The sequence below is a fragment of the Arabiibacter massiliensis genome (assembly GCF_902386925.1).
In the GTDB taxonomy this organism is placed as follows: domain Bacteria; phylum Actinomycetota; class Coriobacteriia; order Coriobacteriales; family Eggerthellaceae; genus Arabiibacter; species Arabiibacter massiliensis.
The window spans coordinates 66,050-92,062 of the sequence record NZ_LR698996.1 but is presented as its reverse complement, the minus strand read 5'-3'; the positions used below and the strand labels follow the sequence as shown (position 1 = coordinate 92,062).

The following is a 26,013-nucleotide window of genomic DNA, read 5'->3' as shown; positions in this document are numbered from 1 at the left end:
TCTTACTGGTCCCGTCCGTGGCACTTCTTGTACTTGAGGCCGCTGCCGCAGGGGCAGGGGTCGTTGCGCCCCACGTTGGCGAAGGGGTCGTCCTTGTCCTTCACATAGGTCTGCGGCTTGGCGGCGGCGGGCTTGGGGGGCGCGGCCGGCACGCCCTGCGCCGCAGCCGGGGCCTGGCGGCGCGCCGCGCCGACGCCCGTCTGCTCGAGCGCCTGCTCGGGCGACGAGTAGCTCACCTTGCCGTCGAGCGGGCTCCGCTCCTCCTCGAGCGCCGGCTGCTCCTGCTTCACGGCCACCTGCAGGCGCAGGAGCGTGCGCAGGTAGTCCTCGTACATGCCGGCCGTGAGCCCCTGGAAGGCGTTGTACGCCTCGTTCTTGTACTCCACCAGCGGGTCGCGCTGCCCGAAGGCGCGCAGGCCGATGCCGGCCTTGAGGTAGTCCATCTCCTGGAGGTGCGCCATCCAGCGCGTGTCGATGATGCGCAGCATCACCTGGCCCTCGAGCATGCGCATGACCTCCGCGCCCAGCTGATCGGCCTTCTCGGCGTACACCTGGCCGAGGTAGTCGACGATGGCCTCCTCGAGCAGCGCCGGGTCGTCCTCGTGGTCGACCTCGGCCGACGCGAAGTCGTCGCGGCCGCACATGGTGGCCACCCACGTGTCGACGGCCTTCAGATCCCAGTCGTCGCTCGGCGACTTGGCCGGGCAGTTCTCGGCCACGACGCCGGCCACGGCGTCGCCCATGATCTCGGGGATGCGCTCGTCCATGTCCTTGCCGTCGAGGATGGCGTTGCGCTCGCTGTAGATGGCCGCGCGCTGCAGGTTCATGACGTCGTCGTATTCGAGCACGTTCTTACGCGCGGCGAAGTGCATGCTCTCCACCTGGCGCTGGGCGCCTTCGATGGCTTTCGACACCATGCCCGCCTGGATGGGCATGTCCTCGGGCATGTCGGTCTTCTCCATCATGCGGGCGATGCCGTCCATGCGGTTGCCGCCGAACAGGCGCATGAGGTCGTCTTCGAGCGACAGGTAGAACTGCGTGGTGCCCGGGTCGCCCTGGCGCCCGGCGCGGCCGCGCAGCTGGTTGTCGATACGGCGCGACTCGTGGCGCTCGGTGCCGATGACCGTGAGGCCGCCTGCGGCGATCACCCGGTCGTGCTCGGCGGCGCAGGTGCGCTTGGCCTCGGCGAGCGCGTCGGCGCGGTCGGCCGCGGAGGGCGCGGGCATCTTGCCCTCCTCCGCCTCGGCACCCTCCTCGAGCTCCGGGTCGAAGCCGCGCTCACGCAAAAGGTCCTCGGCCATGACGTCGGGGTTGCCGCCGAGCAGGATGTCGGTGCCGCGGCCGGCCATGTTCGTGGCGATGGTCACGGCGCCCACGCGGCCCGCCTGCGCGATGATGTGCGCCTCGCGCTCGTGGTTCTTGGCGTTCAGCGTCTCATGGCGGATGCCGCGCTTATCGAGCAGGCGCGAGAGCTTCTCGGAGCTCTCGATGGACACGGTGCCGATGAGGCAGGGCTGCCCGGCGGCGTTGCGCTCGGCCACGTCGTCGGCCACGGCGTTGAACTTCGCCTCCACCGTGCGGTAGATGAGGTCGTCCTCGTCCTTTCGCGCGACGGGGCGGTTCGGCGGGATGGCCACGACCGGCAGCTTGTAGATCTCGCGGAACTCGGCGTCCTCGGTCATGGCGGTGCCGGTCATGCCGGAGAGCTTCTCGTAGAGGCGGAAGTAGTTCTGCAGCGTGATGGTGGCGAGCGTCTGGTTCTCCTCGCGCACGAGCACGCGCTCCTTGGCCTCCACGGCCTGGTGCAGGCCCTCCGACCAGCGGCGGCCCTCCATGATGCGGCCGGTGAACTCGTCGACGATCTTCACCTCGCCGTCCACCACCACGTAGTCGACGTCGCGATGGAACAAAAACTGCGCCTTGAGCGCCTGCTGCAGGTGGTTGGCCAGCTGCCCCGACGGGTCGGCGTAGATGTCGTCGATGCCGAGCATGGCCTCGATCTTCTCCAGGCCGCTCTCGGTGGCGTTGATGGTCTTCTTGGCCTCGTCCATGTCGAAGTCGATCTCGGGGGTGAGGCCCACCATGACGCGCGCGAAGCGGTTGTACGTCTCGGCAGCCTGCGTGCCCGCGCCCGAGATGATGAGCGGGGTGCGGGCCTCGTCGATGAGGATGGAGTCCACCTCGTCGACGATGGCGAAGTGATGGCCGCGCTGCACGCGTGCTTCCGCGCGCGTGACCATGTTGTCGCGCAGGTAGTCGAAGCCGAACTCGCTGTTCGTGCCGTAGGTGACGTCGGCGGCGTAGGCGGGGATCTTCCTGTCCGGGCGCATGCCGTTCTGGATGAGGCCCACCTCCATGCCGAGGAAGCGGTAGATGCGGCCCATCCACTCGCTGTCGCGCTTGGCGAGGTAGTCGTTCACGGTGACGATGTGCACGTTGGTGCCGTTGAGCGCGTTCAGGTAGCCGGCCAGCGTGGACACGAGCGTCTTGCCCTCGCCGGTCTTCATCTCGGCGATCTGGCCGTCGTTTAAGGCCATGCCGCCGATGAGCTGCACGTCGAAGTGGCGAAGCCCCAGCGTGCGCACGCTCGCCTCGCGCACGGCGGCGAACGCCTCGGGCAGGAGGTCCTTCAGGTCCTCCCCTCCCGTTGCGCGCTCGCGGAACGCCGCGGTGAGGGCGCGCAGCTCCTCGTCGGTCTTGTCCTGCATCTGGGTCTCGAGGCCGTTGATCCTCTGAACGGTGCCCTCGTAGGCCTTCATCTGCTTGCCCTCGCCGAGCGTCAGCAGCTTGGATAGGAATCCTGCCATGTATGCGCCATCCTTCTTCGTGGCTCGCGTCCTGGGAAGCGCGCGTCCGGATGGCTCCGGGGCGCGCGGCATCCTCGCGCGGTTGAATACAGCAGGGATCACTCTAGCATAACCTGCTCATGCGCGAGAAGCCGCCGGGAATCTCAACACCTTTTTCGCACTGGCGGGCGCCGGGGGCAGACGGGCGGGGCCGTCGGCTCTCTCCCGCCCGCCGCGCGCTCACGCGCTCCTGCGCGCCTCCGCGTCGAGCCGCTCCGCGATCCACGTCTTGATGACGGCCTGCCGGCCCACGCCGATGCGCCGCGCCTCGCGGTCGAGCGCGTTCACCATCCACAGCGGGAAGTCCACGTTCACGCGCTTCGAGCCGAGGTTCGGCTGCTTCGGGTTGTCCGTGTCGAAGTACTGGAGAACGTCTTCCTCGCCCTCATCGAACACGCGATCGAGCTCTTCAGCGCTGATTTGCTTCGTCATAATACGCAACCTCCTTTTCGCGGGAGCGGCGAACCGAGATGATCCTCGCCGTTTGCCCTCGATACGTCACGATAGCCGTCCAATGCTTTCCGCCCATGATCCCGAGCACCAGGAATCGCGGCTCAAGGCTATACGGAGAGGAGAGCTCGACGAGGTTCTCGTCAGCCCACAGCTCCTTCGCGTCCTCGAAGTCGATGCCGTGCTTGGCGCGGTTCCGCGCGCTCTTCGCCGGATCGTATTCAAAGTGCAGTATATCACCATTTGGTATAAAATATATACTCATATTATATCCTTTTCGCAACGTTTATATCGATCACCTTGAAGGCGCACGTCCTAGTAGTCCTCCAGCACCGCCTCCGTCTCGATGATGCTGCGGTAGAGCTCCATCGTCTCGAGCGAGGGGTCTATGCCGAGCTCGTCGGCGAGGAAGCGCCGGCACGAGAAGTACGTGTCGAGCGCGGCGGTGCGCTGCCCGGCTGCGATCTGGGCGCGCATGAGGGTGGTGTAGGCGTCCTCGCGCATGCGGTCGCGCTGAAGGGCGGCGCGCGCGAACCAGAGCCCCTCCTGCGCCTCGCCGGCCGCCACGAGGCGCGTCGAGGCGCCGACGAGGGCGTCGACGAGGCGGTTGCGGTAGTCCGCGCGCATCGCCGCGATGGCGCCGTTGTCGTCCTCGCTCGGCAGGAGGTCCTCCGAGAACTTCTCGTTCACCTGGGCGAACAGCTGCGCCCATCCGCCATAGCCCGGCTGCTCGAACAGAAGCGTGCGGCACACCCCCTCGAGCTGCGTCACGTCGGTGGACAGCAGGCGCGCATCGAGCCGAAGCCCGTTCTGCTGGCGGATGAGATAGGGGCAGGAGCCGTCGGGCGCGGTGAGCGCGCGACGCAGCATCGACCAGATGCTATAGAAGTTCTTCCGAGCCGCCGCAAGCTCGCTGTCGGGCCACAGGATGCTCACCAGCTTGTCGCGCGAGAACTCCTTGCCGCGGTTGAGCACGAGCAGCGCGAGCAGCGTCTTCACCTTCTGCCGCCTGAACTTGACCGCGTCCACCGGCTCGTCGCCGATGCGCACGTCCAGCCCGCCGAACAGGTTGACGGTGAGCAGCGGCTCCGATGCGGAGACGGCGGGCAGACCGGCGTCGGCCGAATCGCCCCATCGGGCGTCCGGGTGCGTCGCTGCGAAGGAGCGGCGGATCTCGGAGCGCTGCCGGTCCAGGCGCGCGAGAGCCACGCGCTGTTTGAACAGCGCCATCTCCATGCCGTGGACCGCGTGCGCCGCGCGGGTGTCAAGCGTCGGCGACGATACGGCGCCGCTCTCGCATGCGTGCTCGAGCGCGGTTCCCGCCACGGCGTCGAGCAGGCCCATGCGGATGCTTGCGGCACGCGAGACGCGCGAGCGCACGATGGACGCGACGCGCTCCACCGCCTCCTCGCCCGCGAACCCGCGGCCGGAAAACCGGGGATCCTCCGCCGCGCGATCGAGCACCCAGGCGGCGGCCTGCGCGACGGCCGGGCCCCTCGCGCCACCTTCGTACCAGGCCAGCCACGTCTCGGCGCCCTTCTCGCAGGAGGAGTCGAGCGCCGTGCGAACCACGGCGGGCGGCATCCACTCCTCCGCCTCGCCGCGCGCGGGCCCGCCGGCGCTCCGAGCGAGGGAGGCGACGACGTCGCACGCACGCCGCCGCTCACGGCCCTCGGCGCAGGAGGCCAGCACGAGCGCGGCCACGGCCCGCTCCTCCTTGGCCGCCGACGGGTTGCCCGCCACGCGCCGCGCGGCCGAGCAGGCCGAGGGGCCGTCCCCCAAGGCGGCCCTCCGGCATGCCTCGTCCACGTCGAGACGCGGGCCCCGCCCGGCCGTCTCGCCGCCCAGGGCGCGGTAGGCCTCGCACGCGGGCATGACGCAGGCCGCCTCGAGCAGCTCCGTGCCGCGATCGGCGAGCCAGGCGGCGCACGCCGCGCGCGAGCCGAGCCCGCACGCCGTCGCGCACGCCCGCTCGGGGCGTCCGCGGGCCATGAGGGCATCGGCCATCCGCGTCACGAGCGCGTCGCGGCCGGGAAACGGCGAGCGCCTGGCCAGAAGGTCGAGCTTCGGCGAGAACGCGCGGGCGATCTCCTCCACCTCGAAGCGCGCCGTGCTGAAGCGCCCGCTCAGCACGTCCACGCCGAGATGGGGGTACTGCCCAGCGAAGAACTCGGCCTGGTCGGCCTCGAAGGGGCCGAAGACGGCGATGTCGGCGAAGGAGCCCTCCCCGAGCACGAGCATGGCGAGCATCGGGAGCAGAAGGTCGCTCGGCAGCTCCTCGCGCAGAGCCCCTTCGAGGAACCCCGCACCGCCCTGCTCCCTCCACACGAGGCCCGCCGCGCGCTCGGAACGCGCGATGGCGCTGGCCGGGGCGGAGGCGCGCTCGGCCTCCGTGCGCGGCGCGTCGATCTCGTCGTCGGCCAGCAGCAGGTCGGCCGCCGAGAGCTTGACGCGGTCGCGATGGCGGGCGAACGCGTCGCAGGTGGGCACGCAGGTGACGAGCACCTCGCACCCCCGGTCGAGCATGAGGTCCATGTCGGCGGACAGGCGCTCGAGCCGCTCGGGATCGAGCGGCGGCACGTCCTCGAGCACGGCGAGGAACGGCATCGGATCGCTCTCCAGAAGGGTGCTTCCCACGATGCCGCGATCGAGGTCGCGCAGGAAGCAGGGGCTCTTGCCGTCGAGCCAGAACACGTGCTCGAAGTGGAACACCGTGTCGGCGTACATGAGCGCGAGCGCCGTCTTTCCGTAGCCGCCGGGCGCGACGACGAAGCGCGCCACGTGGCGCTCCCTCAGGAGGCGCGCGATGAGATCGGGGCGCGGGAAGAGGCGTCGGGAGGCCAGGTTCTGGGGCCGACGGCCGCGGCATGACGCTTTGGCAAGGTAATCGGGCATGGCTATCACTCCTATCTATGAGGAGAAAGGCGTGACGGCCTGAAAGGGCATCCACCGTACCACCAGCGCATCCGCTTCGCAAGCCGACATCGGTTCGACTTTGACCTTTTTACACATCTTTTAAGGAAGAGGCCGACGGCGCCTGGCCCGAGGCCCCTTCGAAATCTGCGGTCTTGGTTGAGGCGCTTGGGCGGCGGCGGGGTTTCCTCTATCATGGTCGGCAGACCACGCGAGAAGGAGAACTGCCCATGTGCGGCATTTGCGGATTCACCGGGGCCACCGAGGCCGACCTGCCCGTCCTGAAGGCCATGTGCGACGTGATGGCGCACCGCGGGCCCGACGGCGAGGGGCGCTACCTTGACAGCGGCGTCGCGCTCGGGCACCGGAGGCTCTCGCTCATCGACCTGGCGGGCGGCAACCAGCCCATGGTGCGCGCCACCGGCGAGCACGCCTCCGCCATCACCTCGCCTGCGCTCGCGGACGACGGCTCCCCCATCGCGGGGCCCGAGGCCGCGGCCGCCAAGGGCGACTTCGCCATCGTGTTCAACGGCGAAATCTACAACTACCGCGACCTGCGCGCAGAGCTCGAGGCGCAAGGGTGGGCGTTCGAGACGAATTCCGACACCGAGGTGCTGCTCACGGGCTATCTGGCCTGGGGCGAAGGCGTGCTCGACCGCTTGCGCGGCATGTTCGCGTTCGCCATCTGGAACCGCGCGGCCCGCGAGCTCTTCTGCGCGCGCGACTTCTTCGGCATCAAGCCGTTCTACTACACGGTGCAGGGCGGCGACGCCGGCCCGCAGTTCATCTTCGCGTCCGAGATCAAATGCATCCTCGAGCACCCTGCCTACGAGCGCGCGCTCAACGAGGAGGCGCTCGAGCAGTACCTGTGCTTCCAGTTCTCGGCGCTCGATGAGACGTTCTTCAAGGGAATCTTCAAGCTGCCGCCCGCGCACTGCATGACCGTGCGCGCCGACGGCTCGACCGAGACGCGCCGCTACTGGCGGCCGGAGTACGCCTTCGACGAGGCCCGCAGCCGCGAGGACACCGTGGAAGCCATCGACGCCGCCATGCGCGAGAGCGTGCGCTACCACAACGTGGCCGACGTGGAGGTGGGCTCGTTTCTGTCGAGCGGCATCGACTCCAGCTATATGGCCGCGTGCCTGGCCAAGGAGAACCCCGCCATCAAGACGTTCACCGTGGGCTTCGCCGAATACGAGGGCGAGCGCGACGAGATAACCTGGGCGCGCGAGCTGGCCGACGAGCTGCACATCGCGAACAGCTCCAAGCACATCGGCGAGGAGGAGTACTGGGCGAGCCTGCCCCGTGTGCAGTGGCACATGGACGAGCCCTCGGCCGACCCCAGCGCCGTGGCGCTCTACTTCGTCGACCAGATTGCGGCAAAGCAGGTGAAAGCCGTGCTCTCCGGCGAGGGCGCCGACGAGTTCTTCGGCGGCTACCGCATCTACCAGACGCCGTTCGCGAACGCCAAGCTGTCATGGGTGCCGAAGGGCCTGCTGCGCGGCGCGTCGAAGGCGGCCCGGGCGCTCGGGGTGCGCGGCGCGAACTACCTCGAGCGCGCAAGCGAGCGGCCCGAGGACTGGTACTACACCAACGCGAACGGCGTGGCGTTCAGCCCCGAGGAGCGCGAGCGCCTGCGGGCCGGCAAGCGCGCGGCGGGCACGGCGCGGCCTGCCCTGCCCCAGGAGCTCATCGCACCGGCGTACGCCGAGGTCGCGGGCCTCGACGACACCACGCGCATGCAGTACGTCGACCTGTTCTTCTGGCTCGTGGGCGACATCCTCTTGAAGACCGACAAGATGTCGATGGCGCACTCGCTCGAGAGCCGCGTGCCGTTCTTGGACAAGCGCGTATTCGAGGTGTCGGCCACCATCCCCACGCGCCTCAAGGCCGATGGCGAGCAGACGAAGCTCACGCTGCGCGAGGCCGCCGAGCGCGCCATCCCGAAGGACTGGGCGCAGAAGGAGAAGCTCGGCTTCCCCGTGCCCGTGGTGAACTGGCTGCGGCAGGACCGCTACTACGACGAGATCAAGCGCTGGTTCACGGGAGAGGTCGCGGAGCGGTTCTTCGACACCGGCGAGCTCGTGCGCCTGCTCGACGAGCACAAAGCCGGCGCCGACCGCTCCCGCAAGATCTGGATCGTCTACATGTTCCTCATGTGGTACCAGATCTACTTCGTGGATCAGAAGGCCCCGGAGAAGCCGCAGGCGTAGGGGCTGCGCGGCTACGGGCTGGGGACGACCTCCAGCTTGAAGCCGAGCGCGGCCAGCACGTCCACGATGGTGCCGAAGCGGGGGTTGCCGTCGGCCGAGAGCGACTTGTACAGGCTCTCGCGTCCGACCCCCGCCGCCTCTGCCACCTGCGCCATCCCCCCGCGAGCTTTCGCTACATCTTTGAGCGCCACCTGGAAGAACTCCGGGTCGTTCTCCTCGAGCGCGGCAGTGAGGTAGGCCGCTATCGTTTCGTCCGTGTCGAGGTAGTCCTCCACATGAAATTCGCTAATCTCGATCGGCCTTCTAAAGGGATTACGCATCGAATCCTCCTTCGCGCCGTATACTAGCTGCCATCCTTTTCGCCCGCGCGACATCCTGCGCCTGAGATCCTTTGTCGCCGCCGCAGAGGAGCAGGATCACGCGATCCCCCTGCCGGATTCCGTATATACGATATCCGGGCCCATGGTCAACCCGTAGTTCGAACACGCCCTCGCCCACTCCTCTGACATCGCCGAAATGGCCGAATTGCAAGCGGCGGATACGCATAGCCACAAGGGTTCGGGCTTCGACGTCCTTCATCCTGCGCATCCATCGCTCGAAAAGCGACGTCTTTCGCACTTCCAACTCAGGCACTTCCATCCTCGCTCCTTTGTATCTTATGGGATACAATTCCCCCTGTCAAGCAGAACCACACTCGACGGAGAACAGCTTAGCAGCGGGGATCCAGCGGATCGATGACCGCGATCCAGCGGAAACGCGCGCGCTTCCAGCGTGGATCCGACGCGGTTCCAGCCGGAATCAAGCGCGGATCAAGCGCCGTTCCAGCGCGGATCCAGCGGAATTCAAGCACATAAGAGAAACGCCTGATGAAAAGCAAGACGGGGCCGAAGCCCCGTCGCCTTTACGTGCTTTTGCCCGGCGGAGGACTCAGGCGCGGCCGAGCAGCTTCGCGATGCGGTCGGAGTACTCGAGCTCGGTGAGGCCGGCCTCCGCCGCCAGGTCGATGACCGGCGCGTCGTTCCACAGCGCCTCGAGGCGGTAGTACTCGCGCGTCTCGGGCTGGAACACGTGCACGACGATATCGCCGTAGTCCAGAAGCGACCATGTGCCGTCCTGGGTGCCCTCGCGGTGCAGCGGCTTGCAACCTCCCTGCTCGCGCTCGGCCTCCTCGATCTCATCGACGATGGCCTCCACCTGGCGGTTGTTCGCCGCCGTGGCGATGACGAAGTAGTCCGTCACGCCGATGAGGTCGCGCACCTCCTGCACCATGATGTCGGTGGCCTTCTTCCCGTCGGCCGCGCGCGCCGCGATGAGGGCGCGCTCCCGGGAAGTCGTCTCGTCCTGCTTGTTCTTCGGTTCGCTCACGCTGTTCCTTTCGATTCTTCCTTGCCGCCCGCCGCGTTCCTCGCGCGGGCCAGGTAATGGTTCCATATCTCGATGCTTTGCGGATGGATGCGCTTGCGCCGCTCCACCAGGTTCATGAACACCTGCCGAAACGTCGCCAGGTACAGCTCCTCGAGCGGCACCTGGCCCGCGAGGGCCCGTATCTCGTCGAGGCCCGAGTAGTCGCGCCCCGGCTCCAGCGCGTCGGCCACGTACACGACCATATCGAGGTCGGTCATGCCCACCGCACCCGCCGTGTGGCGCTCGATGGCCTGCACCACGTCGCGCGGCAGGCACGGGAACGCGCGGGCGAGCGCGGCCGCCGCCGTGGGCCCGTGCAGCAGCTGGGGCATCTCCTCGAACACGTAGGGGTCACTCGCCAATCCCAGCTCGCGCACGCGCGCGCGGATGCCCTCGTCGTCGTAGCTCTTGTCCCAGTCGTGCAGAAGGCCCGCCAGCCGCGCCTTGCGCTCGTCCACCCCGTAGAGCCGCGCCAGGCGCGCGGCCATATCCGCCACGCCGAGCGTATGCTCGAAGCGCCGGCGGCCGAGCCTCTGCGCGAGGTCGCGCTCGCGCGCCTCGTAGAACTCCCGGGACAGCGCCTCGTCGCCCTTCATCGCGCGCCTCCTTCGCCGTCTGCGGCCGTGCGGTACAGGCCGTGCTCCCGGATGTAGTCGAGGACGACCTGCATCGTCAGGTACCGGATGGACCTGCCCCCGGCCACGCGGGCGCGCAGATCGCTCGACGAGATGGCAAGCGCCGTGACCTCGAGGTAGTCGATCGCGTAGTTGCCATGTCCCTCGATGAACGCGCGGCGCTCGTCGGAGAGCGCGTAGCCGGGACGCGTGACCGCGATGAGGCGCGCGAGGTCGGCGATGGCCGCGCTCTCGCGCCACTTCACGATGTTATAGACCGCGTCGGCGCCGGTGATGAAGCGCAGCTCCACGTTTTCGGGATAGTGGGCGCGCAGCTGACGCAGCGTGTCCACCGTGTAGGTGTCGCCGCCGCGCTCGATCTCTATCGGGCTCACGCAGAACGCCGGATTGCTCGCCACGGCCAGCCGGCACATCTCCAGCCGCTCGGCCGCCGGCGTGACGGCCCGATCCTTCTTGAACACGGGAATGCCCGCCGGCACGAACACGACCGCGTCCAGCCCGTAGGCCTCGCGCGCCTGCTCGGCCGTGGCCAAGTGCCCGATGTGGATGGGGTCGAACGTGCCGCCCATGATGCCGAGGCGGGCCGGGCGGCCGTCCCGCCCCAGGTCGTCGAAGCGCTCGCAGATAACAGCCACTACGCGCGCACCTGCCCCGAGCCGCGCAGCACGTACTTGTACGACGTGAGGGCGTCGAGCGCGAACGGGCCGCGCGCGTGCAGCTTCTGCGTGGAGATGCCGATCTCGGCACCGAGGCCGAACTGCGCCCCGTCGGTGAACGCCGTGGAGGCGTTCGCGTACACCGCCGCCGCGTCGACGCGCGCAAGGAAAGCCTCGCAGACCGCCTCGTCCTCGGCCACGACGGCCTCGGAGTGCTTGGTGGAGTAGCGGTTCACGTGCTCGATGGCCTCGTCGACGCCGTCCACCACGCGCACGGCCAGCTCGGGTGCCAGATACTCGGTCGCCCAGTCCTCCTCGACGGCGGGAACGGCCTCGACGCCGCTCGCCGCGGCCAGGGCGAGCGCGCGCTCGTCGGCATGCAGGACGACGTCGCGCTCGCGCAGGTCGGCCATGACGCCGGGCAGGAACGCCTCGGCGACGCCCGCGTCCACGAGCAGCGTCTCGGCGGCGTTGCACACGCCGAAGCGGCGGCACTTCGCATTGAGCACGATGCTGCGGGCCTTCGCGAGGTCGGCGCTCTCGTGCACGTACACGTGGCAGTTGCCCGTGCCCGTCTCGATGACCGGCACCTTCGAGTTCTCAACGCAGCGGCGGATGAGGCCCGCGCCGCCGCGCGGGATGAGCACGTCCACCACGCCGTGCAGCTGCATGAGCTCGTCGGCGGCCGCGCGGTCGGTGAAGGCCACGAGGCCGATGCACCCCTGCGGCATGCCGGCGGCCTCGGCCGCGTCGGCGAGCACGCGCGCCACCGCCTCGTTGGAGGCCGCCGCCATGCTCCCGCCGCGCAGCACCGCCGCGTTGCCGGACTTCAGGCAGATGCCGGCCGCGTCGGCCGTCACGTTCGGGCGCGCCTCGTAGACGACGGCCACCACGCCGAGCGGCACGCTCACGCGCGTAAGCTCGATGCCGCTGTCGAGCGTGCGCGCCTCCTGCACGCGCCCAAGCGGGTCGGGCAGCACGGCAAGATCCTCGAGCGCGGCCGCCATGGCCTCGATGCGCGCCTCGTCGAGCATGAGGCGGTCGATGAGGCTCATCCGAGTCCCGGCTTCGCGTGCGGCCGCCACGTCCTCCGCATTCGCCGCGATGATGTCCGCCGCATGCGCTCGCAGCGCCGCCGCCATGGCCCCAAGCGCCGCGTCGCGCTCCTCGGCGCTCGTCTGCGCGAGCGCCCCGCTCGCCGCCTTCGCGGCCTGCGCGATGCGCCGCACCTCCTCGCGCACGGCGCCAGACCCCACCTCTGGGCAATGTTCGGTGTTCGTCTTCATCATTGAACACCCTTTAGCATTTTGGCTCTTGCAAGCTCATGAGAATCGAGAGACGCTCTCAACAGGGTCAGCGAGACCACCTCAGAAAAGAAATGGCCCGCCGAAAGGTGTTTTGGCACTAACTTGTTCGACTCCGATACCCGAACAGAACCCGGCTGGCCGAAATCGGCCAACATGAGGCATACGACGTCGTACGCGTCAACCTCCATCTGTAATTTTTCAAGCATAGAAATAGCTTTGGCGTAGCTATTGGCCTCGTCAACTATATCCGCATTGACTAAGAAGAAAAATCCCAAGGTTGCAAGAGGATGTCTTCCTTTAAGGTTTTTGGCATCGCCATAGGCCTCTTCAAAACGATTCGCGAGATTTTTTCCAAAGGACGACCCCATCGTTTTGGTGGAAATCAGAATTTCCGGCCCCGTCATCCAAGAAGACAAGCCGACGTCGACCTGCTTTCGATACGCAGAGCCAAGAACGTTCGCATTGGAGCTTGCATATCGAGGCAAAGCCTTGCAGCAAGCTTCTGCCGCAGCCGCATTGAGGGTGCCGATGAACCGCAGAACCGAAGGATCCAGCACGCGAGGAGCGTGCAGTCTCGGCCATACAGCTTCACCGTCAAAACCAGCAGCGCGCAATTCTTCCGCTATCCACATATCGAGCGCTTTCGCCAGTCCGCCGGATCGTACAGTGTCACAATCCGCAGCCGATTTTGAAAGAAGCCGCTCGAGCAAAGCTAGCTCGAGAAGAGGCTCACCGCTCTCGTTCCAGTAAACACGAGAAGCGCTATCCGACTCCTTTTCTTCCCAATATGCCAGTATCAGCTCTTCGTACTTTTTGCAAGAATCAGACGACACGACAGCCTCCTCCCCTTCTCTTCCTTCTCAAGCGCATCATTGTGCAGCTCGAAGCCATTTGAGCGAAGCCGCACTCTCCTTCAAGCGCCGAAACCAGGATCGCGTCAACCAGATCAACCACGGCATCATAATCTCTCTGCCTCATGAGCTGCAAAGCATAGGGTTTAATAGCACGCAGCCTCTCGGCAGATTCGAGAATCACCTCCATCGAGGGTACCGGCAAACCGGATGCTTCTTTCGGCTCCAGCTTGAGCATTCCGCCGCCATATGCCCTTCCAACAATCTCCGAACCAAAGAACGTTGCAGAATTCATACACGCTAAAGGAAGAAGCTCCCGACCGAGATCAGCGCGCTCCTCTCTAAAATAAAGGCCATGGCAAGAATTGAGCGCAATGACGCCTGCACTGTTTGAGCAAATATTCGGACCATAGGAGTTCATATACGTGACAAACGCATCGGGCGCATCGCCGACGGGGACACGCCACCAAGGAGACCGTTTGCGACATTTATAGGCATGATGGACTCCTTGAGCAATTCCCGTATTCACATACTCCGTCGCAGCCGAGGACAGAGCCTCGTTTCGAGGATAAAACAATTTTGTTTTATACCCCTCATCGTTCAAGCGAGCGTAATCCTCTTCCGAGAAATCCAGAAATCGCAAATGTTTCGAACCTGGCGGACACAGTGGCACATAGTCGTCTGCGTCCATTTTGCAGAGAGAGGCTTGTTCATCCGAAAGAGCAAAGAATCCATTATTGCCCGTCACAACGCCGAGCGATATCTTCCCCCAAGTCTCCAGAGGAACAAAAGCCCCCGAGCTTAAAAGCCCTTTCAAATACCCAAGAGCGCTCCCAGACGCGAATAAGCCAGACCAGCGATCGTCGCGAGAAGACGGCACGTAGTCAACGAGAGACGAAGACCTCAAATCAGACAAATCGGAGCACTGACGCCACTTTATCACGTGCGCTTCGCCCGACAGGTAGCCATCGGCCAAGAGAATGACAACTTCCTCCTGCACTTCGGGAAATACGAGCTCATCGAACGTCACAAGCTGTATAGAAGCAAAAGAATTCAGAAGAAATGACCTGATGGGGGCTGCGTAATTGACGGACAGTAATTCTGCCGGCAACACAAGCCCAAGCCGACCGCCTTGTTTAAGCGATAAAGCTGATTGCACAACGAAAGGAGCCCAAGTGGAGGAAAGTGCGCTCATCTTTACTTTGCCGCGTGCAGATATCTTCTCGATCGCAGCCCTTTGCGAACTGGTAACCGCCTGAAACCTAATATAAGGAGGATTTCCGATGACCGCACCAAACTCCCCCGAAGCTCTCGTTCCAAGAAAATCCCCGAGCTCAATTGAGCAGCTATACCCACATGCAGCCAACTGCTTCTTAGCGGCTTGAGCGCTTTTATCGTGGATCTCTATTCCGCAGACAGAGTTTCCAGCGCTCTCGATATCGGCCCCTAAGGAAACAAGGCGATCGAGAGCCGCCAGCAGAAAAACCGCTTCACCACATGCAGGCTCCAGCACTCGTTCTGAACTGGAACGAATAGCCCAAGAAGCAATATAGTCCGCGAGAAGACGAGGCGTGAAATAAGCACCGCGCTTTTTTCGATTATGCTGAGAATCCTCGTTTACACTAAGAGAGGAACCGTAAGGCATCGTGTCTCCTCGAAATCAAATAAACCGAATATTTGTTCCATTATACAACAGTATTATCACGAGCTAGCATGCAAATAGCGCTATCCTACTCGAACACCACGAGCTCGTCGCGGTGGACGAGCGGCTTGTCGGCCAGGCTCGCGAGCAGCCGGTTGCCCTGCAGCTCGGCGCGCGTGCGCCCGATGGCGAGCGCCGCCTCGTCGCATGAGAACGCAACCTTGCCGCGGGCGAACAGATGGCCCGCGCCGTCCTTGATGTCCACGACGTCGCCCGCCTCGAAGCGGCCTTCCACCGCGCTCACGCCCACCGACAGAAGCGAGCTGCCCCGGCCCGTGAGCGCGGCCTTCGCGCCGTCGTCCACCACGAGCGCCCCGTGCGCCGCGTCGCCGAGCGCGATCCACAGCTTCTTCGGCGTGATCTCGTGGGGCTTACGCGCGGCGACGAAGCGGGTGCCCACGTCCTCGCCGCGCGCCGCGTCCACGATGGCGCCGGCACGCCGGCCGTCGCACACCACCATCGGGATGCCCGCCACCATGAGCACGCGCGCGGCCTTGATCTTCGTGATCATGCCGCCCGAGCCGACGGTGGTGCCCGCCCCGCCCGCCACGGCCATGATCTCGGGGCCGACGGCCTCCACGCGGCGGATCAGCTTCGCCTCCGGATCGAAGTGCGGGTTCGCGTCGAAGAGCCCCTCGATGTCCGAGAGGATGACCATGAGGTCGGCCTCCACGAGGCAGGCGACGAGGGCCGCGAGCGTGTCGTTGTCGCCGAAGCGGATCTGCTCCACCGAGATGGTGTCGTTCTCGTTCACGATGGGCACCACGCCGAGCGCGAGCAGCCGGTCGAACGTGTCGCGCGCATGCAGGTACGCGCGGCGGTCGGCCGTGTCGCGCCGCGTGAGCAGCACCGTGGAGGTCACGATGCCGTGCGCGGCGAACGCCTCGGCGTACGCGGTCGAAAGCGCGCTCTGCCCCACCGACGCCGCCGCCTGCAGGCTCGGCATGTCGTGGGGGCGCCTCTCGATGCCGAGGCGCTCGAGGCCGCAGGCGATGGCCGCCGAGGTGACCACGATCGGGCGCCACCCCTCCTTTTTCGCCTGGGCGATCTGCGCGGCGACCTCGGCCAGGTAGCCGTAGTCGATCTTGCTCTCCGACGTGGTGAGCGTCGACGATCCTATCTTGATGACCAGGCGCTTCCCGCGCGCGCCCTCTTCCGTCTTCGTCACAGGTCCAGCTCCTTGTACGCGTCCTCCGCCGTGCGCGCCGACTCGAACTCGAACGCCCGGCCTACGATGCGGATCTCATCGCCGTCCACCGCGCCGGCGCGCTCGAGCGCCGTCTCCACGCCCAGGCGCTTCAGGCGATGCTGCAAAAAGGCGATGGCCTCCTCGTTCTCCCAATCGGTCTGCACCACCATGCGCTCCACCTGCGGGCCCGACACGCGGAAGATGCCCTCGGAGAGCTTGACCGCCTTGAACTGCTTGTCGCGCAGCGCGCGCTTGTGCTCCCACACGTGGTCGTACTGCACGTCGGACGCGGCCTCGGCGCGCGCCTCCTCGCGCAGCTCGTGCACCTTGCGCGCGATGGCGGCCTTGAGGCCGTCCACGCCCTCGCCGGTGAGCGCGCTGATGCGGTAGAGCGTGGGATCGATGGGGCTCGGGGCGAACTCGTCGCCGCCCGCGGCCGCGACGGAGTCCGCGCGCACGCGCGCCGCGAGGCGCTCCGCCGCCTCCTCGGTGCCGGCGACGTCGATCTTGTTCGCCACCACGATGCGCGGGCGCGCCGCCAGCTCGTCGGCGTAGAGCGCGAGCTCCCGGTTGATGACGTCGTAGTCCTCGAGCGGGTCGCGCCCCTCGTAGTCGCCCGTCAGGTCCACCACGTGCACGATGAGGGCCGTGCGCTCGATGTGGCGCAGGAACTCATGTCCCAGCCCCCGCCCCTCGTGCGCGCCCTCGATGAGGCCGGGGATGTCGGCGGCCACGAAGCTCAGATCGCCGGAGCGCGCCACGCCGAGGTTCGGCACGAGCGTGGTGAACGGATAGTCGGCGATCTTCGGACGGGCCGCGCTCATCTTCGCGATGAGGGAGGACTTGCCCGCGCTCGGCATGCCCACGAGCGCCGCGTCGGCCATGAGCTTCATCTCGAGCTCGATCCAGCCCTCCTGCGCGGGCTCGCCGAGCTCCGCGAACGCGGGCGCACGGCGCGTCGACGTGACGAAGTGGATGTTGCCGCGGCCGCCCGTGCCGCCCTCGGCCACGACGACGCGCTCGCCGTCGCACGTGAGGTCGGCGATGAGCTCGCCGGTTTCCCTGGAGTCCTCGAAGTACTCGCGCACCACGGTGCCCACCGGCACCTTCAGCACGAGGTCCTCGCCCGTGGCGCCGTGCATGCGGCTGCCCTTGCCGTGCGTGCCGCGCTCGGCCTTGAAGTGGTGCTTGAAGCGGTATTCGATGAGGGAGGACAGGCTCGCGTCCGCCTCCACCACGATGCTGCCGCCGTGGCCGCCGTCGCCGCCGTCGGGCCCGCCCTTCGGCACATGGGCCTCGCGGCGAAACGACATGCAGCCGGCGCCGCCGTCCCCGCCCTTCACATGGATTCTCACTTTGTCGATGAACACGTGGATGTACCTCTATTTCGATCCGCTCCGTCGGGGAGCGCCTGGATGGCCGTCAAAACCGCACCATCGCGATTGTATATGAAACATGCCCCCTGCAATACAGGGGGCATGCAAAAACAGACAAGGTGTGGCAGCCTCGAAGGGAGGCGGTTTTACGCCTCGCGACGCACGTGGACCTTGTGCTTGACGCCCTTCGTGAACTCCAGCGTGCCGTCGCAGAGGGCGAACAGCGTGTCGTCCTTACCGCGGCCGACGTTCTCGCCCGGATGGATGTGCGTGCCGCGCTGGCGGACGATGACGTTGCCCGTCTTGACCGTCTGGCCGGCGAACATCTTCACGCCGAGGCGCTGCGCGTGGGAATCGCGGCCGTTACGGCTGGAACCGAGACCTTTCTTGTGAGCCATGGTGTTCCCTCCTTCTGCTTACTCGGCGTCTTCGGACGCGGGCTTCTCGGCCTTCTTCGCGGCCTTCTTGGCAGCCGGCTTCTCAGCCTTCGCCGCGCCGACGGCCTCGATCTGAACGCGCGTGAGCTGCTGGCGATGGCCGCGCAGCTTCTTGTAGTTCTTGCGCTTCTTGAACTTGAAGACGAGCTGCTTCTCGCCCTTGAACTGCTCGAGCACGATGGCGGTGACCTTCGTGGCCGCGGCCTTCGCGGGGTCAGCCTCGACGTTCGCGCCGTCGACCACGCAGATGGCCTCGAGCTCGACCTTGTCGCCCACGGCGGCATCGAGCTTCTCGATGTTCAGCTTGTCTCCGGGCGCGACTTTGTACTGCTTGCCGCCCGTTTTTACGATTGCGTACATGAGTGTCTCCTTGTATGAAATAAAACGCAAGGCGATAGCTTACCAGCGGGACCGTAGCAAGTCAATGTGATCGTATGCACAATCTCCGCGTATCATCGCACTCTTACCGACGCTGTGCCTCCACAAAGCACAACATTCGCATGGTATCAGATAATCGTAGCCACACGCGGCGGCGTGGCATGTTTTTTTCGCTAACCACACAGGTCCTGCAAAGTCGCAGGAGGCGTGACAGGGGGACGGGGTAATTGCCACGCTCACGGAAACCCTGCGAGCCCCTATCGCATCCGGGAGCGTGGCAATTACCCCCCTGCCACGCCTCCTGAAACCCCTAGTGAGACTCGGCCCAGTTGTCGCCGCAGGAGACGTCCACGTCGAGGGGCACGCGCAGCTCGGCGATGTTCTCCATGACGTCGCGCACCATGGCCGACAGCGTCTCGATCTCATCCTCGGGCACGCTGAAGTCCAGCTCGTCGTGCACCTGCAGCAGCAGCTTCGCCCGGAATCCCCCGGCCATGAGGCGGCGCTGCACCTCGCCCATCGCGAGCTTGATGATGTCGGCGGCGCTGCCCTGCATGGGGTGGTTCATGGCCGTGCGCTCGCCGAAGCCGCGCTGGTTGGCGTTGGAGGCGCGCAGCTCGGGGATGTGGCGCTTGCGGCCGAACATCGTCTCGGCGAAGCCCTTCTCCTTGGCCTCTTTCACCGTGGCGTCCAGGTAGGAGCGCACGCCGGGGTACGCCTCGAAGTAGCGGTCGATCATGTCCTTGGCCTCGCCGAACGAGATGCCCAGGCTCTGCGACAAGCCGAAGGCCTGCTGGCCGTACACGATGCCGAAGTTCACGGCCTTCGCGCGGCTGCGCAGCTCCGGCGTCACGTCCTCCACGGCCAGGCCGAACACGCGCGCGGCCGTGGCGGCGTGGAAGTCCGCGCCGGAGCAGAACGCGGCCACGAGGTGCTCGTCGCCGGAGAGGTGCGCGAGCAGCCGAAGCTCGATCTGCGAGTAGTCGGCCGAGAGGAACTTGGCGTCCGCCTCGAGCGGCACGAAGCACTCGCGGATCTGCCGTCCGAACTCGGTGCGCACGGGGATGTTCTGCAGGTTCGGGTCGGAGGAGGACAGGCGGCCCGTCGTGGTGACCGTCTCGTTGAAGCAGGTGTGCACGCGCCCGTCGCCGGCGCGCATGCGGGGCAGCGCGTCGATGTAGGTGGACTTGATCTTGGCCAGCTCGCGGTAGCGCAGCACGAGAGAAGGCAGCTCGTGGTCGGCGCACAGCTCCTTGAGCACGGCGGCGTCGGTGGAGTAGCCGCGCTGGTTCTTCTTCTTGGGCTTGAGGCCGAGCACCTCGAACAGGATGCGCGAGAGCTGCTTGGGGCTGTCGAGATTGAACTCCTCCCCTGCCATCTCGAAGATGCGCACCTTGAGCTCGTCGAGCTCGGTCTGCGTGGACGCGCCGAGCTCGGCCAGGCGGTCGCAGTCGAGCGCCGCGCCCGTGCGCTCCATGACGGCGAGCACCGCCACGAGCGGCAGGTCGATGTCGAAGTAGGCACGCGCGCTGCCGTCGCGCTCGAGCGCCTCGGTGAGCGGACCCACGAGCATGCGCGCGGCGGCGGCCTGGGCGCAGGCGAGGTCGGCCTCGGCCTTCGTCTCGGGCAGCACGCCGCCGCAGTACGCGTCCAAGAGCGCGTCGAAGGAATACTCGGATACCGAGGAGTTCAGCACGTAGCCGGCAAGGCCCAGGTCAAAGGCGCGCATGTCCATGAGGTCGGCGTCGTCGACGAGTGCGGGCTCGGCGGTGTCGGCCGGGTAGATGCGGTGGAGCGCCTGCTTCACGTCGAGGGCGGCGAACGGCGCGCCGCGCACGATGCACGCGAAGGCGGCGAGGCCCCCGTCGTCCTCGAAGAGCGCGGTGCCCTGGGAGGTGGCGACCGCGCAGGTGAGGTCGGCGTTGAAGAGCGAGGCCTGCTCGGGCTCCACGAACGCCACGCCGAGCGACTCGCCGCGCGCGATGGCCGTGTCCACGAGCGCGTCGGCCTCGGGGCCCGCGACGACGGGCTCCCACGCGATGGGCGCGGCCTTCTTCTCCAGCTCCTTGCCCACCAGCTTGAGCACGCGGCTCAGATGAGCGTTGAACTGCACTTTCTTGAACGCCTCGGTCACGGCTTCCGGCTCGAAGGAGGGGAAGCTGCACCCCTCGAGGTCGAGCGGGAAGTCGAGGTCGCGCACGATGGTGGCCACCTCGCGGCTCGCGAAGGCGGCGTCCTTGTTCTCGACGATGCGCTCCTTCTGCTTGCCCTTGAGCTCGTCGACGTGCTCGTAGAGGCCCTCGAGGCTGCCGTACTGCTGCAGGAGCTTGGCGGCCGTCTTCTCGCCGATGCCGGGCACGCCGGGGATGTTGTCGGAGGAGTCGCCCTTGAGCCCCAGGTAGTCGGGCACCTGCGCAGGCGTCACGCCGTAGCGCTCGAGCACCTCGGCCGGGCCGTAGATGGCCACGTCGGTGATGCCCTTCTTGGTGGTGACGATGCGCGTCGTGTCGCTGGCCAGCTGGTAGGCGTCCTTGTCGCCCGTCACGAGCAGCGTCTCGTAACCCAGCCCCTCGTTGCGCGCGGCCACCGTGCCCAGGATGTCGTCGCCCTCCCAGCCCTTGATGCGCACCACGGGGATTCCCATGGCCTCCAAGAGCTCCTCGATGATGGGGAACTGCACCTTGAGGTCGTCGTCCATGGGCGGGCGCTGGGCCTTGTACTGCTCGATCGCGCGCATGCGGAATTCCGGGCGGCCCGCATCGAACGCGCAGATGAGCGCGTCGGGGCCGGCGATGTCGATGAATTTCAGCAGCATGGCCAGGAAGCCGAACACGGCGTTGGTGGGCCGCCCGTCCGGCGCGTTCATGGTGGGGGGCACGGCGTGGTAGGCGCGGTGCATGAGCGAGTTGCCGTCGATGACGGCGATCTTCTTCGGCATGGGGCATCCTCCGTCGCTAGGTTTCGACGGGAAAGTATAGTGCACAGGCGCGCCCGCCCGCCCGAGGCCCGCGAGGGAAACAGAGAATCAGCGGGAAGGAGGTGCTCCGCCCCGCTCGAAGCGCTTAGAACTGCTCGTACACGAACTCAGGAGGCTCGCCGTATCCCGAAAGCAGGAAGAACCAGACGAGGATGGCGATGCATGCTATCGCCCCGAGGAACCACAACAGAGCCTCGACGTTTGGATGTGCTCGCACCCACGCTTTCAAGCTTTCGATCAGCTTCACGACGCCTCGCCTCCAAAGAACTCGTAGAGCGCTTGATCAACGTGAGCCCAGCCCGTCCACCCAAAGTGCATGACATCGCGCATGAAGTACGTGTCGTACTCGTACTCCGAGTAGTCTGCATACTCGACCCCATACTGCTCGCACGTTGAGCGAATCATATCGTAATAAATCTGTCTGCTCTCGTAACTGTGAATAGACCGGTCGTAATACATCCCCTTGACAGGCATGATGATGATCAAAGGTTCGATGCCCGTCTCCTTGCACACCTGCAAGTAAAGCTTGAAATCCCCGAGTTCTTTTTGACTCCATTCTGCCGTCGGCTCAGGTATCGGCATATCTTTTGTTTCTTCAAGCCATGGCATGATGTACGTTTCGTAGTATTCGTCGAAAACGCCTATGTCGTTTGTGGTGCAAGCCGACTCCCCCTCGGCAACGGAAAGCTCTATCAAGGCATCCCAGTCAGGCTCGGAAGCGGGATCGAACCGACCTTCAGGAATAGGCGTATTATCGGACACGGCCTGTCTCAATTCTTCCAATTTTTCCGAGCTACCGAAAAGCTCGTCAACCTCAGCATCGATACGATCCGGGAAAAACTTAGAAGAGGAGCGCTCCAAAGACTCGCGATCTTTTCCCAACTGCGACGCACGCTCGGTGATAGCCCTCTTCGTTTCTTCAGAGATGCTCGAGTTGGCCATGCAGGCACGATATGCATCTTCCGAGAAGCTGTTAAGAAACGCCTCCGACGAACATCCGTCCCCGAAGAACCATTGCATACCGACGATTAAAGCGACCTTGTTTCCGGGAACCGCGTCGAGGTGCTTCAGGGCTCCCACCTCCATAGCCTGCCATAAACTCTGAAATCCTGCATCTCCGATCGAGATCGTATCAAAGCCGTAGTTGTGCTCACCAAAAAAATGCGTCGGATGCGAAGAACAGGGATCGCGACGGGTTAGCTCTGACGACCCCATGAGAAGCCGGGGGTTGTCTCCTTGCGAAACTCGCACCTCGATGAGCTCGGAGAGCACATCGAGATCGTTAATCTCCACAGGCTGAGGAAACACATAGAAAGGGGAATCCACGAATGCACGTCGCGCCTCTGCCTCCGAGGGCGAGCTCGCAACATACCAAGCCCCCGCGCCCAAAGCGACGGCGAACGCGCAGAGAACTGCGATCAAGCGTCTCATCTACCCCACCCTGATCGCGATCTGGTGGATGATCTTGTTGACCGAGTTCATCTCCTCGCGCTCGACGGCGGTTGGGGCTATCTCCACGCCGAACTCGTCCTCGATGCCCACGAGCACCTCGATGGCCGCCATCGAGTCGAGCAACCCCGCCTCGAACAGGTCGATGTCGCGCTCCTCGTACACCACCTCGTCATCGCAGATCTCCGCCAGCAATGCGAGGGTCCTCTCTTCCACTTCTGCCTTATCCATGAATCAAACCTCCTACAATCGTATGCAATTGACCTGAGAAGATGGACATGCCGAGCATCACCAGGTTGATGGTGAGCACCCACTGCAGCCCCTTGTACCAAAGATCCTTCTTATGCGCCTTGTGGAACTTCGACTTCTTCTGGTACACATCCGTGGCCGCCAAGAGCACGCCGTAGTAGAGGCCGTACACAAGGTAGTCCGCAGTCAGCCCGTGCCAAGCGCCCATGAGCGCGAAGTCCACGATGTAGCCCCAGCACGCCGTCTGGAGGCGTGAGGCGAACGCCTTGCGCTTCGTGGCCCAGCGCGTGAAGCGCATGAACACGAAGTCACGCAACCAGAACGAGAGCGTCATATGCCAGCGGTTCCAGAACTCCTTCACGTCGAGCGCGGCGAACGGAGCCCGGAAGTTGCGCGGCGTCTTAATGCCGAAGCAGTAGCTCGCCCCCATGGCCATGAGCGAGTAGCCGGCGAAGTCGAAGAAAAGGTAGAGCCCGTAGGCGTAGGCGTCTTTGACGGCGGCGGCCATGTTATGGACAAGCGACGCGTCGCCGAACGCCTCGGGCGTGAACTGCGTGAACAGAATAGTGGCGATCACCATCTGGTAGACCGCGCCCGCAAGCAGAAGCATGATGCCCCGCGCGAGCAGATCGGCGTACTCCGAGCGCGAGTAGACGCGGTTGGCGTCCTCTGAGAACCGCCGGCTCCGATCGATGGGGCCGGAGGTGAACGGCGCGAAGAACACGAGGAAGTACAAGTAGTCGAGGGGAGGCAGATCTTCAATCAGCCCGTCGCGCACCTCGATGACAACCTGCACCGCCTTGAACGTGATGTAGGAGATGCCGATAAAGCCGAGCAGGTTCTGGTCGAACACCGCTCCCACCTTGTACACGACGAGCGGTGCGAGCACCGCAACGAGGGCGAGGCGAAACTTCCAGAGCGCCTTCTCGCCCGTCTTCCAACTGCGCAGCTCCCAGAACGTCGCCCCGAAGGCGATGGCGAGGAACAGCAGGAACGCGATCAGGCCGGCTGGGTCTTTTCCGAACAGAAGCAAGAGGAAGGCGCACGAGGCGACGAGACCGTAGCGCTTGATCCGCTTTCCCATGAAGCCGAGCACAGCCGCCGGCACGACGGCAATGGCAAGCAGGATGAAGAACGACGGTTGCAGGTAAAACGACATCGGACGCCTTTCCTACGCGAGCGCTTTGCGATCGACTTTGCCGTTCGTGTTCAACGCGAAGGCCTCGTGGAAGACGACTTTCTTGGGCAGCATGTACTCGGGCAAAATATGCTTGAGATCCTGACGCAGCATCTGCGCGGTCTTGAACGTGCGCGGCAGATCGGGGTCGGACAGGACGACATGCGCGACAAGATGGGTGGGCTTTCCCTCTTTGAAGGCGGGCAGCACCACCGAGTTCTCAACGTACGGCACGCCGTTGATGTTCTGCTCGACATCGCCCAGCTCGATGCGGAACCCGTTCAGCTTCACCTGGAAGTCGAGGCGGCCCAGGCAGAACAGGCGGCTCGCCTCGTCGAGGAAGCCCTTGTCGCCCGTCTTGTAGCACAGGAGCGTTCGGCCGGGCGCGACTTCGCGCTCGACGAACACCTTGTCCGTGAGGTCGGGCCGTCCGTAATAGCCCAGCGACACCGTGGCGCCGGCAAGGTAGATCTCCCCTTCCACGCCCGTCGGAACAGGCTCGAAGCTTTCCGGATCGAGGATGAACGCCTCCATGCCCGAGCTCATGAAGCCCACCGGCAGGGGGTCGAAGCCTCGCGCGACATCCTCGTCGACGACGATGTCGCACACCGCCTGAGTCTCGGTCGGGCCGTACGTGTTGAGGATATTCGTCGAAGGGAATCTCTCGATCAGGGCCTTCGCCACAGAAGTGCGAAACACCTCGCCGCAGAGGATCATCGTCTTGAGGTTAGGGAGGAGCTCCCGCGAGAACTGAGGGTCAGCCAGACATATCTCGACGAACGAGGGAGTCGAGATCCACACGGTCATGCCGCTTTCGCCGAGGGCACGGTACATCTCAACCGCGCTTTGCTCGCATTCCTTCTCGAGCGCGAACAGCGTGGCACCCGTCGCCAAGCCCGGGATGATATCGAACAGGCTCACGTCGAACGTGTAGGGCACGCGGTTGAAGCACACCTGCGAGTCGCAGTCGGGAAGAAGCGTGACGAAGTAGTCCATGAAGGCGTCCACGCAACGACTGGGCATCTGCACGCCCTTGGGCCGCCCCGTGCTGCCAGATGTGAACAGGAGGTAGAACACGTCGTCGCCCGACACCCATGCGGCAGGATCGGCCGGCTCTGCCGGTATCTGCGCGATGCGCTCGACTTCGTCGAGCTCCAGAACGGCGGAGGCGAGCGACGGATCGCCGACGAAGCCGTCGTCGGCCGTCGAGATGACGAGGGGATGGCCGATCTGGTCGAGGATATCGTTCACGCGATCCTCAGGGTACGCCACATCGATGGGAGCGTAGGCGCGCCCGCTCTTCAACGCGGCCAAAAAACTCACGAGCATGAGCGGCGACTTGTGGCCGTACACGACGACGGGCTTTCCCGCCGGCGCGTGCTCGGAGAGGTGCGCGGCTAAAGCATTCGACTTGTCACGAAGCTCGCGATAAGTGGCACCCCCCCCCCTGCGCGTATTTGCGAACGCCAGTCGGTCGGGATGCGCGTCGCACATGGCTTCAACGGCACGCAAGAACCTGCTCTCCTCGGGCACGATCATTCCTCACATCTCAATTGCGGTCACTAAACGATTGAGTATAGCTTAATATTCATCATTCACAAACTTACGAATCTAAGTGACACGAAGCAAATCAGCAAACCACATTAAATCTTGAATTACTAAGCGCCGACAGGCGGAAACACGCTTCAAGGCTGCTCCTGCGAAAGAATAGTCGGCGTTTTGAGCACGCAATAGAACGCGAAATGTTAGTATAAGATGCTTTTAGTTTTTGAAGTGTTGCCGAAAGCGGTTTTGCAAGGAGTTC

23 protein-coding genes are annotated in these 26,013 nt (G+C 65.0%); 1 reads left to right on the top strand and 22 read right to left on the bottom strand.

The genetic code is table 11. The annotated features are described in order from the left end of the window. Positions 1 to 2: 2 nt before the first annotated feature. The 4 genes from secA to FX134_RS00380 all read right to left on the bottom strand — a co-directional run bounded on the left by secA (position 3) and on the right by FX134_RS00380 (position 6,191). A complete protein-coding gene (gene secA, locus FX134_RS00395; protein ID WP_080797017.1) occupies positions 3 to 2,807 on the bottom strand; it encodes a preprotein translocase subunit SecA in 2,805 nt (934 codons plus the stop codon). A 219-nt stretch (positions 2,808 to 3,026) separates the two neighbouring features. Continuing rightward, the gene (brnA, locus tag FX134_RS00390) at positions 3,027 to 3,278 is read right to left on the bottom strand and encodes a type II toxin-antitoxin system BrnA family antitoxin (protein ID WP_080797016.1); all 252 of its coding nucleotides are present in this window, start codon (positions 3,276 to 3,278) and stop codon (positions 3,027 to 3,029) included. After that, complete coding sequence (locus tag FX134_RS00385; RefSeq protein WP_080797015.1) at positions 3,256 to 3,561, bottom strand: BrnT family toxin; 306 nt, start codon at positions 3,559 to 3,561, stop codon at positions 3,256 to 3,258. Before FX134_RS00385 ends, brnA begins: the two co-directional genes overlap by 23 nt. A 50-nt stretch (positions 3,562 to 3,611) precedes the next feature. Beyond that, entirely contained in the window at positions 3,612 to 6,191 is a 2,580-nt protein-coding gene (locus FX134_RS00380; protein ID WP_080797014.1) for a BTAD domain-containing putative transcriptional regulator, read from the bottom strand. Positions 6,192 to 6,439: 248 nt separating this feature from the next. Here FX134_RS00380 and asnB point away from each other — a divergent pair, with 248 nt between their 5' ends. After that, positions 6,440 to 8,422 carry an asparagine synthase (glutamine-hydrolyzing) gene (gene asnB, locus FX134_RS00375; protein ID WP_080797013.1) on the top strand — a complete coding sequence of 661 codons (1,983 nt, stop codon included), beginning with the start codon at positions 6,440 to 6,442 and terminating at the stop codon, positions 8,420 to 8,422. Between the two features lie 11 nt (positions 8,423 to 8,433). Here the strand turns inward: asnB and FX134_RS00370 are convergent, their stop codons facing one another. The 18 genes from FX134_RS00370 to dltA all read right to left on the bottom strand — a co-directional run bounded on the left by FX134_RS00370 (position 8,434) and on the right by dltA (position 25,742). Further along, positions 8,434 to 8,742, bottom strand: a complete 309-nt coding sequence (locus FX134_RS00370; RefSeq protein WP_080797012.1) for an addiction module antidote protein — start codon at positions 8,740 to 8,742, stop codon at positions 8,434 to 8,436. Beyond that, the gene (locus FX134_RS00365; RefSeq protein ID WP_080797011.1) at positions 8,735 to 9,061 is read right to left on the bottom strand and encodes a type II toxin-antitoxin system RelE/ParE family toxin; all 327 of its coding nucleotides are present in this window, start codon (positions 9,059 to 9,061) and stop codon (positions 8,735 to 8,737) included. The genes FX134_RS00370 and FX134_RS00365 overlap by 8 nt, the downstream gene beginning before the upstream one ends. A 288-nt stretch (positions 9,062 to 9,349) precedes the next feature. Continuing rightward, positions 9,350 to 9,787: a ribosome silencing factor gene (gene rsfS, locus FX134_RS00360; protein WP_232050793.1), complete on the bottom strand. Its 438-nt coding sequence runs from the start codon at positions 9,785 to 9,787 to the stop codon at positions 9,350 to 9,352. Further along, entirely contained in the window at positions 9,784 to 10,422 is a 639-nt protein-coding gene (gene yqeK / locus FX134_RS00355; protein ID WP_080797009.1) for a bis(5'-nucleosyl)-tetraphosphatase (symmetrical) YqeK, read from the bottom strand. The genes rsfS and yqeK overlap by 4 nt, the downstream gene beginning before the upstream one ends. Further along, on the bottom strand, positions 10,419 to 11,096 hold the full coding sequence (gene nadD, locus FX134_RS00350) for a nicotinate-nucleotide adenylyltransferase (RefSeq protein ID WP_080797008.1): 678 nt from the start codon (positions 11,094 to 11,096) through the stop codon (positions 10,419 to 10,421). The genes yqeK and nadD overlap by 4 nt, the downstream gene beginning before the upstream one ends. Next, positions 11,096 to 12,406 (bottom strand): glutamate-5-semialdehyde dehydrogenase, encoded by a 1,311-nt coding sequence (locus FX134_RS00345; protein WP_232050792.1) that lies wholly within the window; start codon positions 12,404 to 12,406, stop codon positions 11,096 to 11,098. Before FX134_RS00345 ends, nadD begins: the two co-directional genes overlap by 1 nt. Then, positions 12,403 to 13,257, bottom strand: coding sequence for a hypothetical protein (locus tag FX134_RS00340; protein ID WP_143412102.1), 855 nt, complete (start codon positions 13,255 to 13,257; stop codon positions 12,403 to 12,405). Before FX134_RS00340 ends, FX134_RS00345 begins: the two co-directional genes overlap by 4 nt. After that, the gene (locus FX134_RS00335) at positions 13,247 to 14,920 is read right to left on the bottom strand and encodes an Eco57I restriction-modification methylase domain-containing protein (protein ID WP_080797006.1); all 1,674 of its coding nucleotides are present in this window, start codon (positions 14,918 to 14,920) and stop codon (positions 13,247 to 13,249) included. Before FX134_RS00335 ends, FX134_RS00340 begins: the two co-directional genes overlap by 11 nt. 85 nt (positions 14,921 to 15,005) lie before the next feature. Then, positions 15,006 to 16,145 (bottom strand): glutamate 5-kinase, encoded by a 1,140-nt coding sequence (gene proB / locus FX134_RS00330; RefSeq protein WP_080797005.1) that lies wholly within the window; start codon positions 16,143 to 16,145, stop codon positions 15,006 to 15,008. After that, positions 16,142 to 17,536, bottom strand: coding sequence for a GTPase ObgE (gene obgE, locus FX134_RS00325; RefSeq protein WP_080797004.1), 1,395 nt, complete (start codon positions 17,534 to 17,536; stop codon positions 16,142 to 16,144). Before obgE ends, proB begins: the two co-directional genes overlap by 4 nt. Before the next feature lie 152 nt (positions 17,537 to 17,688). Further along, entirely contained in the window at positions 17,689 to 17,940 is a 252-nt protein-coding gene (rpmA, locus tag FX134_RS00320; RefSeq protein ID WP_080797003.1) for a 50S ribosomal protein L27, read from the bottom strand. Between the two features lie 18 nt (positions 17,941 to 17,958). Then, positions 17,959 to 18,339 (bottom strand): 50S ribosomal protein L21, encoded by a 381-nt coding sequence (gene rplU, locus FX134_RS00315; RefSeq protein WP_080797002.1) that lies wholly within the window; start codon positions 18,337 to 18,339, stop codon positions 17,959 to 17,961. 328 nt (positions 18,340 to 18,667) lie between these two features. Continuing rightward, positions 18,668 to 21,295 (bottom strand): DNA polymerase I, encoded by a 2,628-nt coding sequence (gene polA / locus FX134_RS00310; RefSeq protein ID WP_080797001.1) that lies wholly within the window; start codon positions 21,293 to 21,295, stop codon positions 18,668 to 18,670. Positions 21,296 to 21,419: 124 nt separating this feature from the next. Next, positions 21,420 to 21,581 (bottom strand): hypothetical protein, encoded by a 162-nt coding sequence (locus FX134_RS14500; RefSeq protein ID WP_172623320.1) that lies wholly within the window; start codon positions 21,579 to 21,581, stop codon positions 21,420 to 21,422. After that, positions 21,578 to 22,765 (bottom strand): D-alanyl-lipoteichoic acid biosynthesis protein DltD, encoded by a 1,188-nt coding sequence (gene dltD, locus FX134_RS00305; protein WP_080797000.1) that lies wholly within the window; start codon positions 22,763 to 22,765, stop codon positions 21,578 to 21,580. The genes FX134_RS14500 and dltD overlap by 4 nt, the downstream gene beginning before the upstream one ends. Continuing rightward, the gene (gene dltC, locus FX134_RS00300; protein WP_080796999.1) at positions 22,766 to 23,014 is read right to left on the bottom strand and encodes a D-alanine--poly(phosphoribitol) ligase subunit DltC; all 249 of its coding nucleotides are present in this window, start codon (positions 23,012 to 23,014) and stop codon (positions 22,766 to 22,768) included. Beyond that, positions 23,007 to 24,191 carry a D-alanyl-lipoteichoic acid biosynthesis protein DltB gene (gene dltB, locus FX134_RS00295; protein ID WP_080796998.1) on the bottom strand — a complete coding sequence of 395 codons (1,185 nt, stop codon included), beginning with the start codon at positions 24,189 to 24,191 and terminating at the stop codon, positions 23,007 to 23,009. The genes dltC and dltB overlap by 8 nt, the downstream gene beginning before the upstream one ends. A gap of 12 nt (positions 24,192 to 24,203) precedes the next feature. Beyond that, on the bottom strand, positions 24,204 to 25,742 hold the full coding sequence (dltA, locus tag FX134_RS00290) for a D-alanine--poly(phosphoribitol) ligase subunit DltA (protein ID WP_172623319.1): 1,539 nt from the start codon (positions 25,740 to 25,742) through the stop codon (positions 24,204 to 24,206). Positions 25,743 to 26,013: the final 271 nt, after the last annotated feature.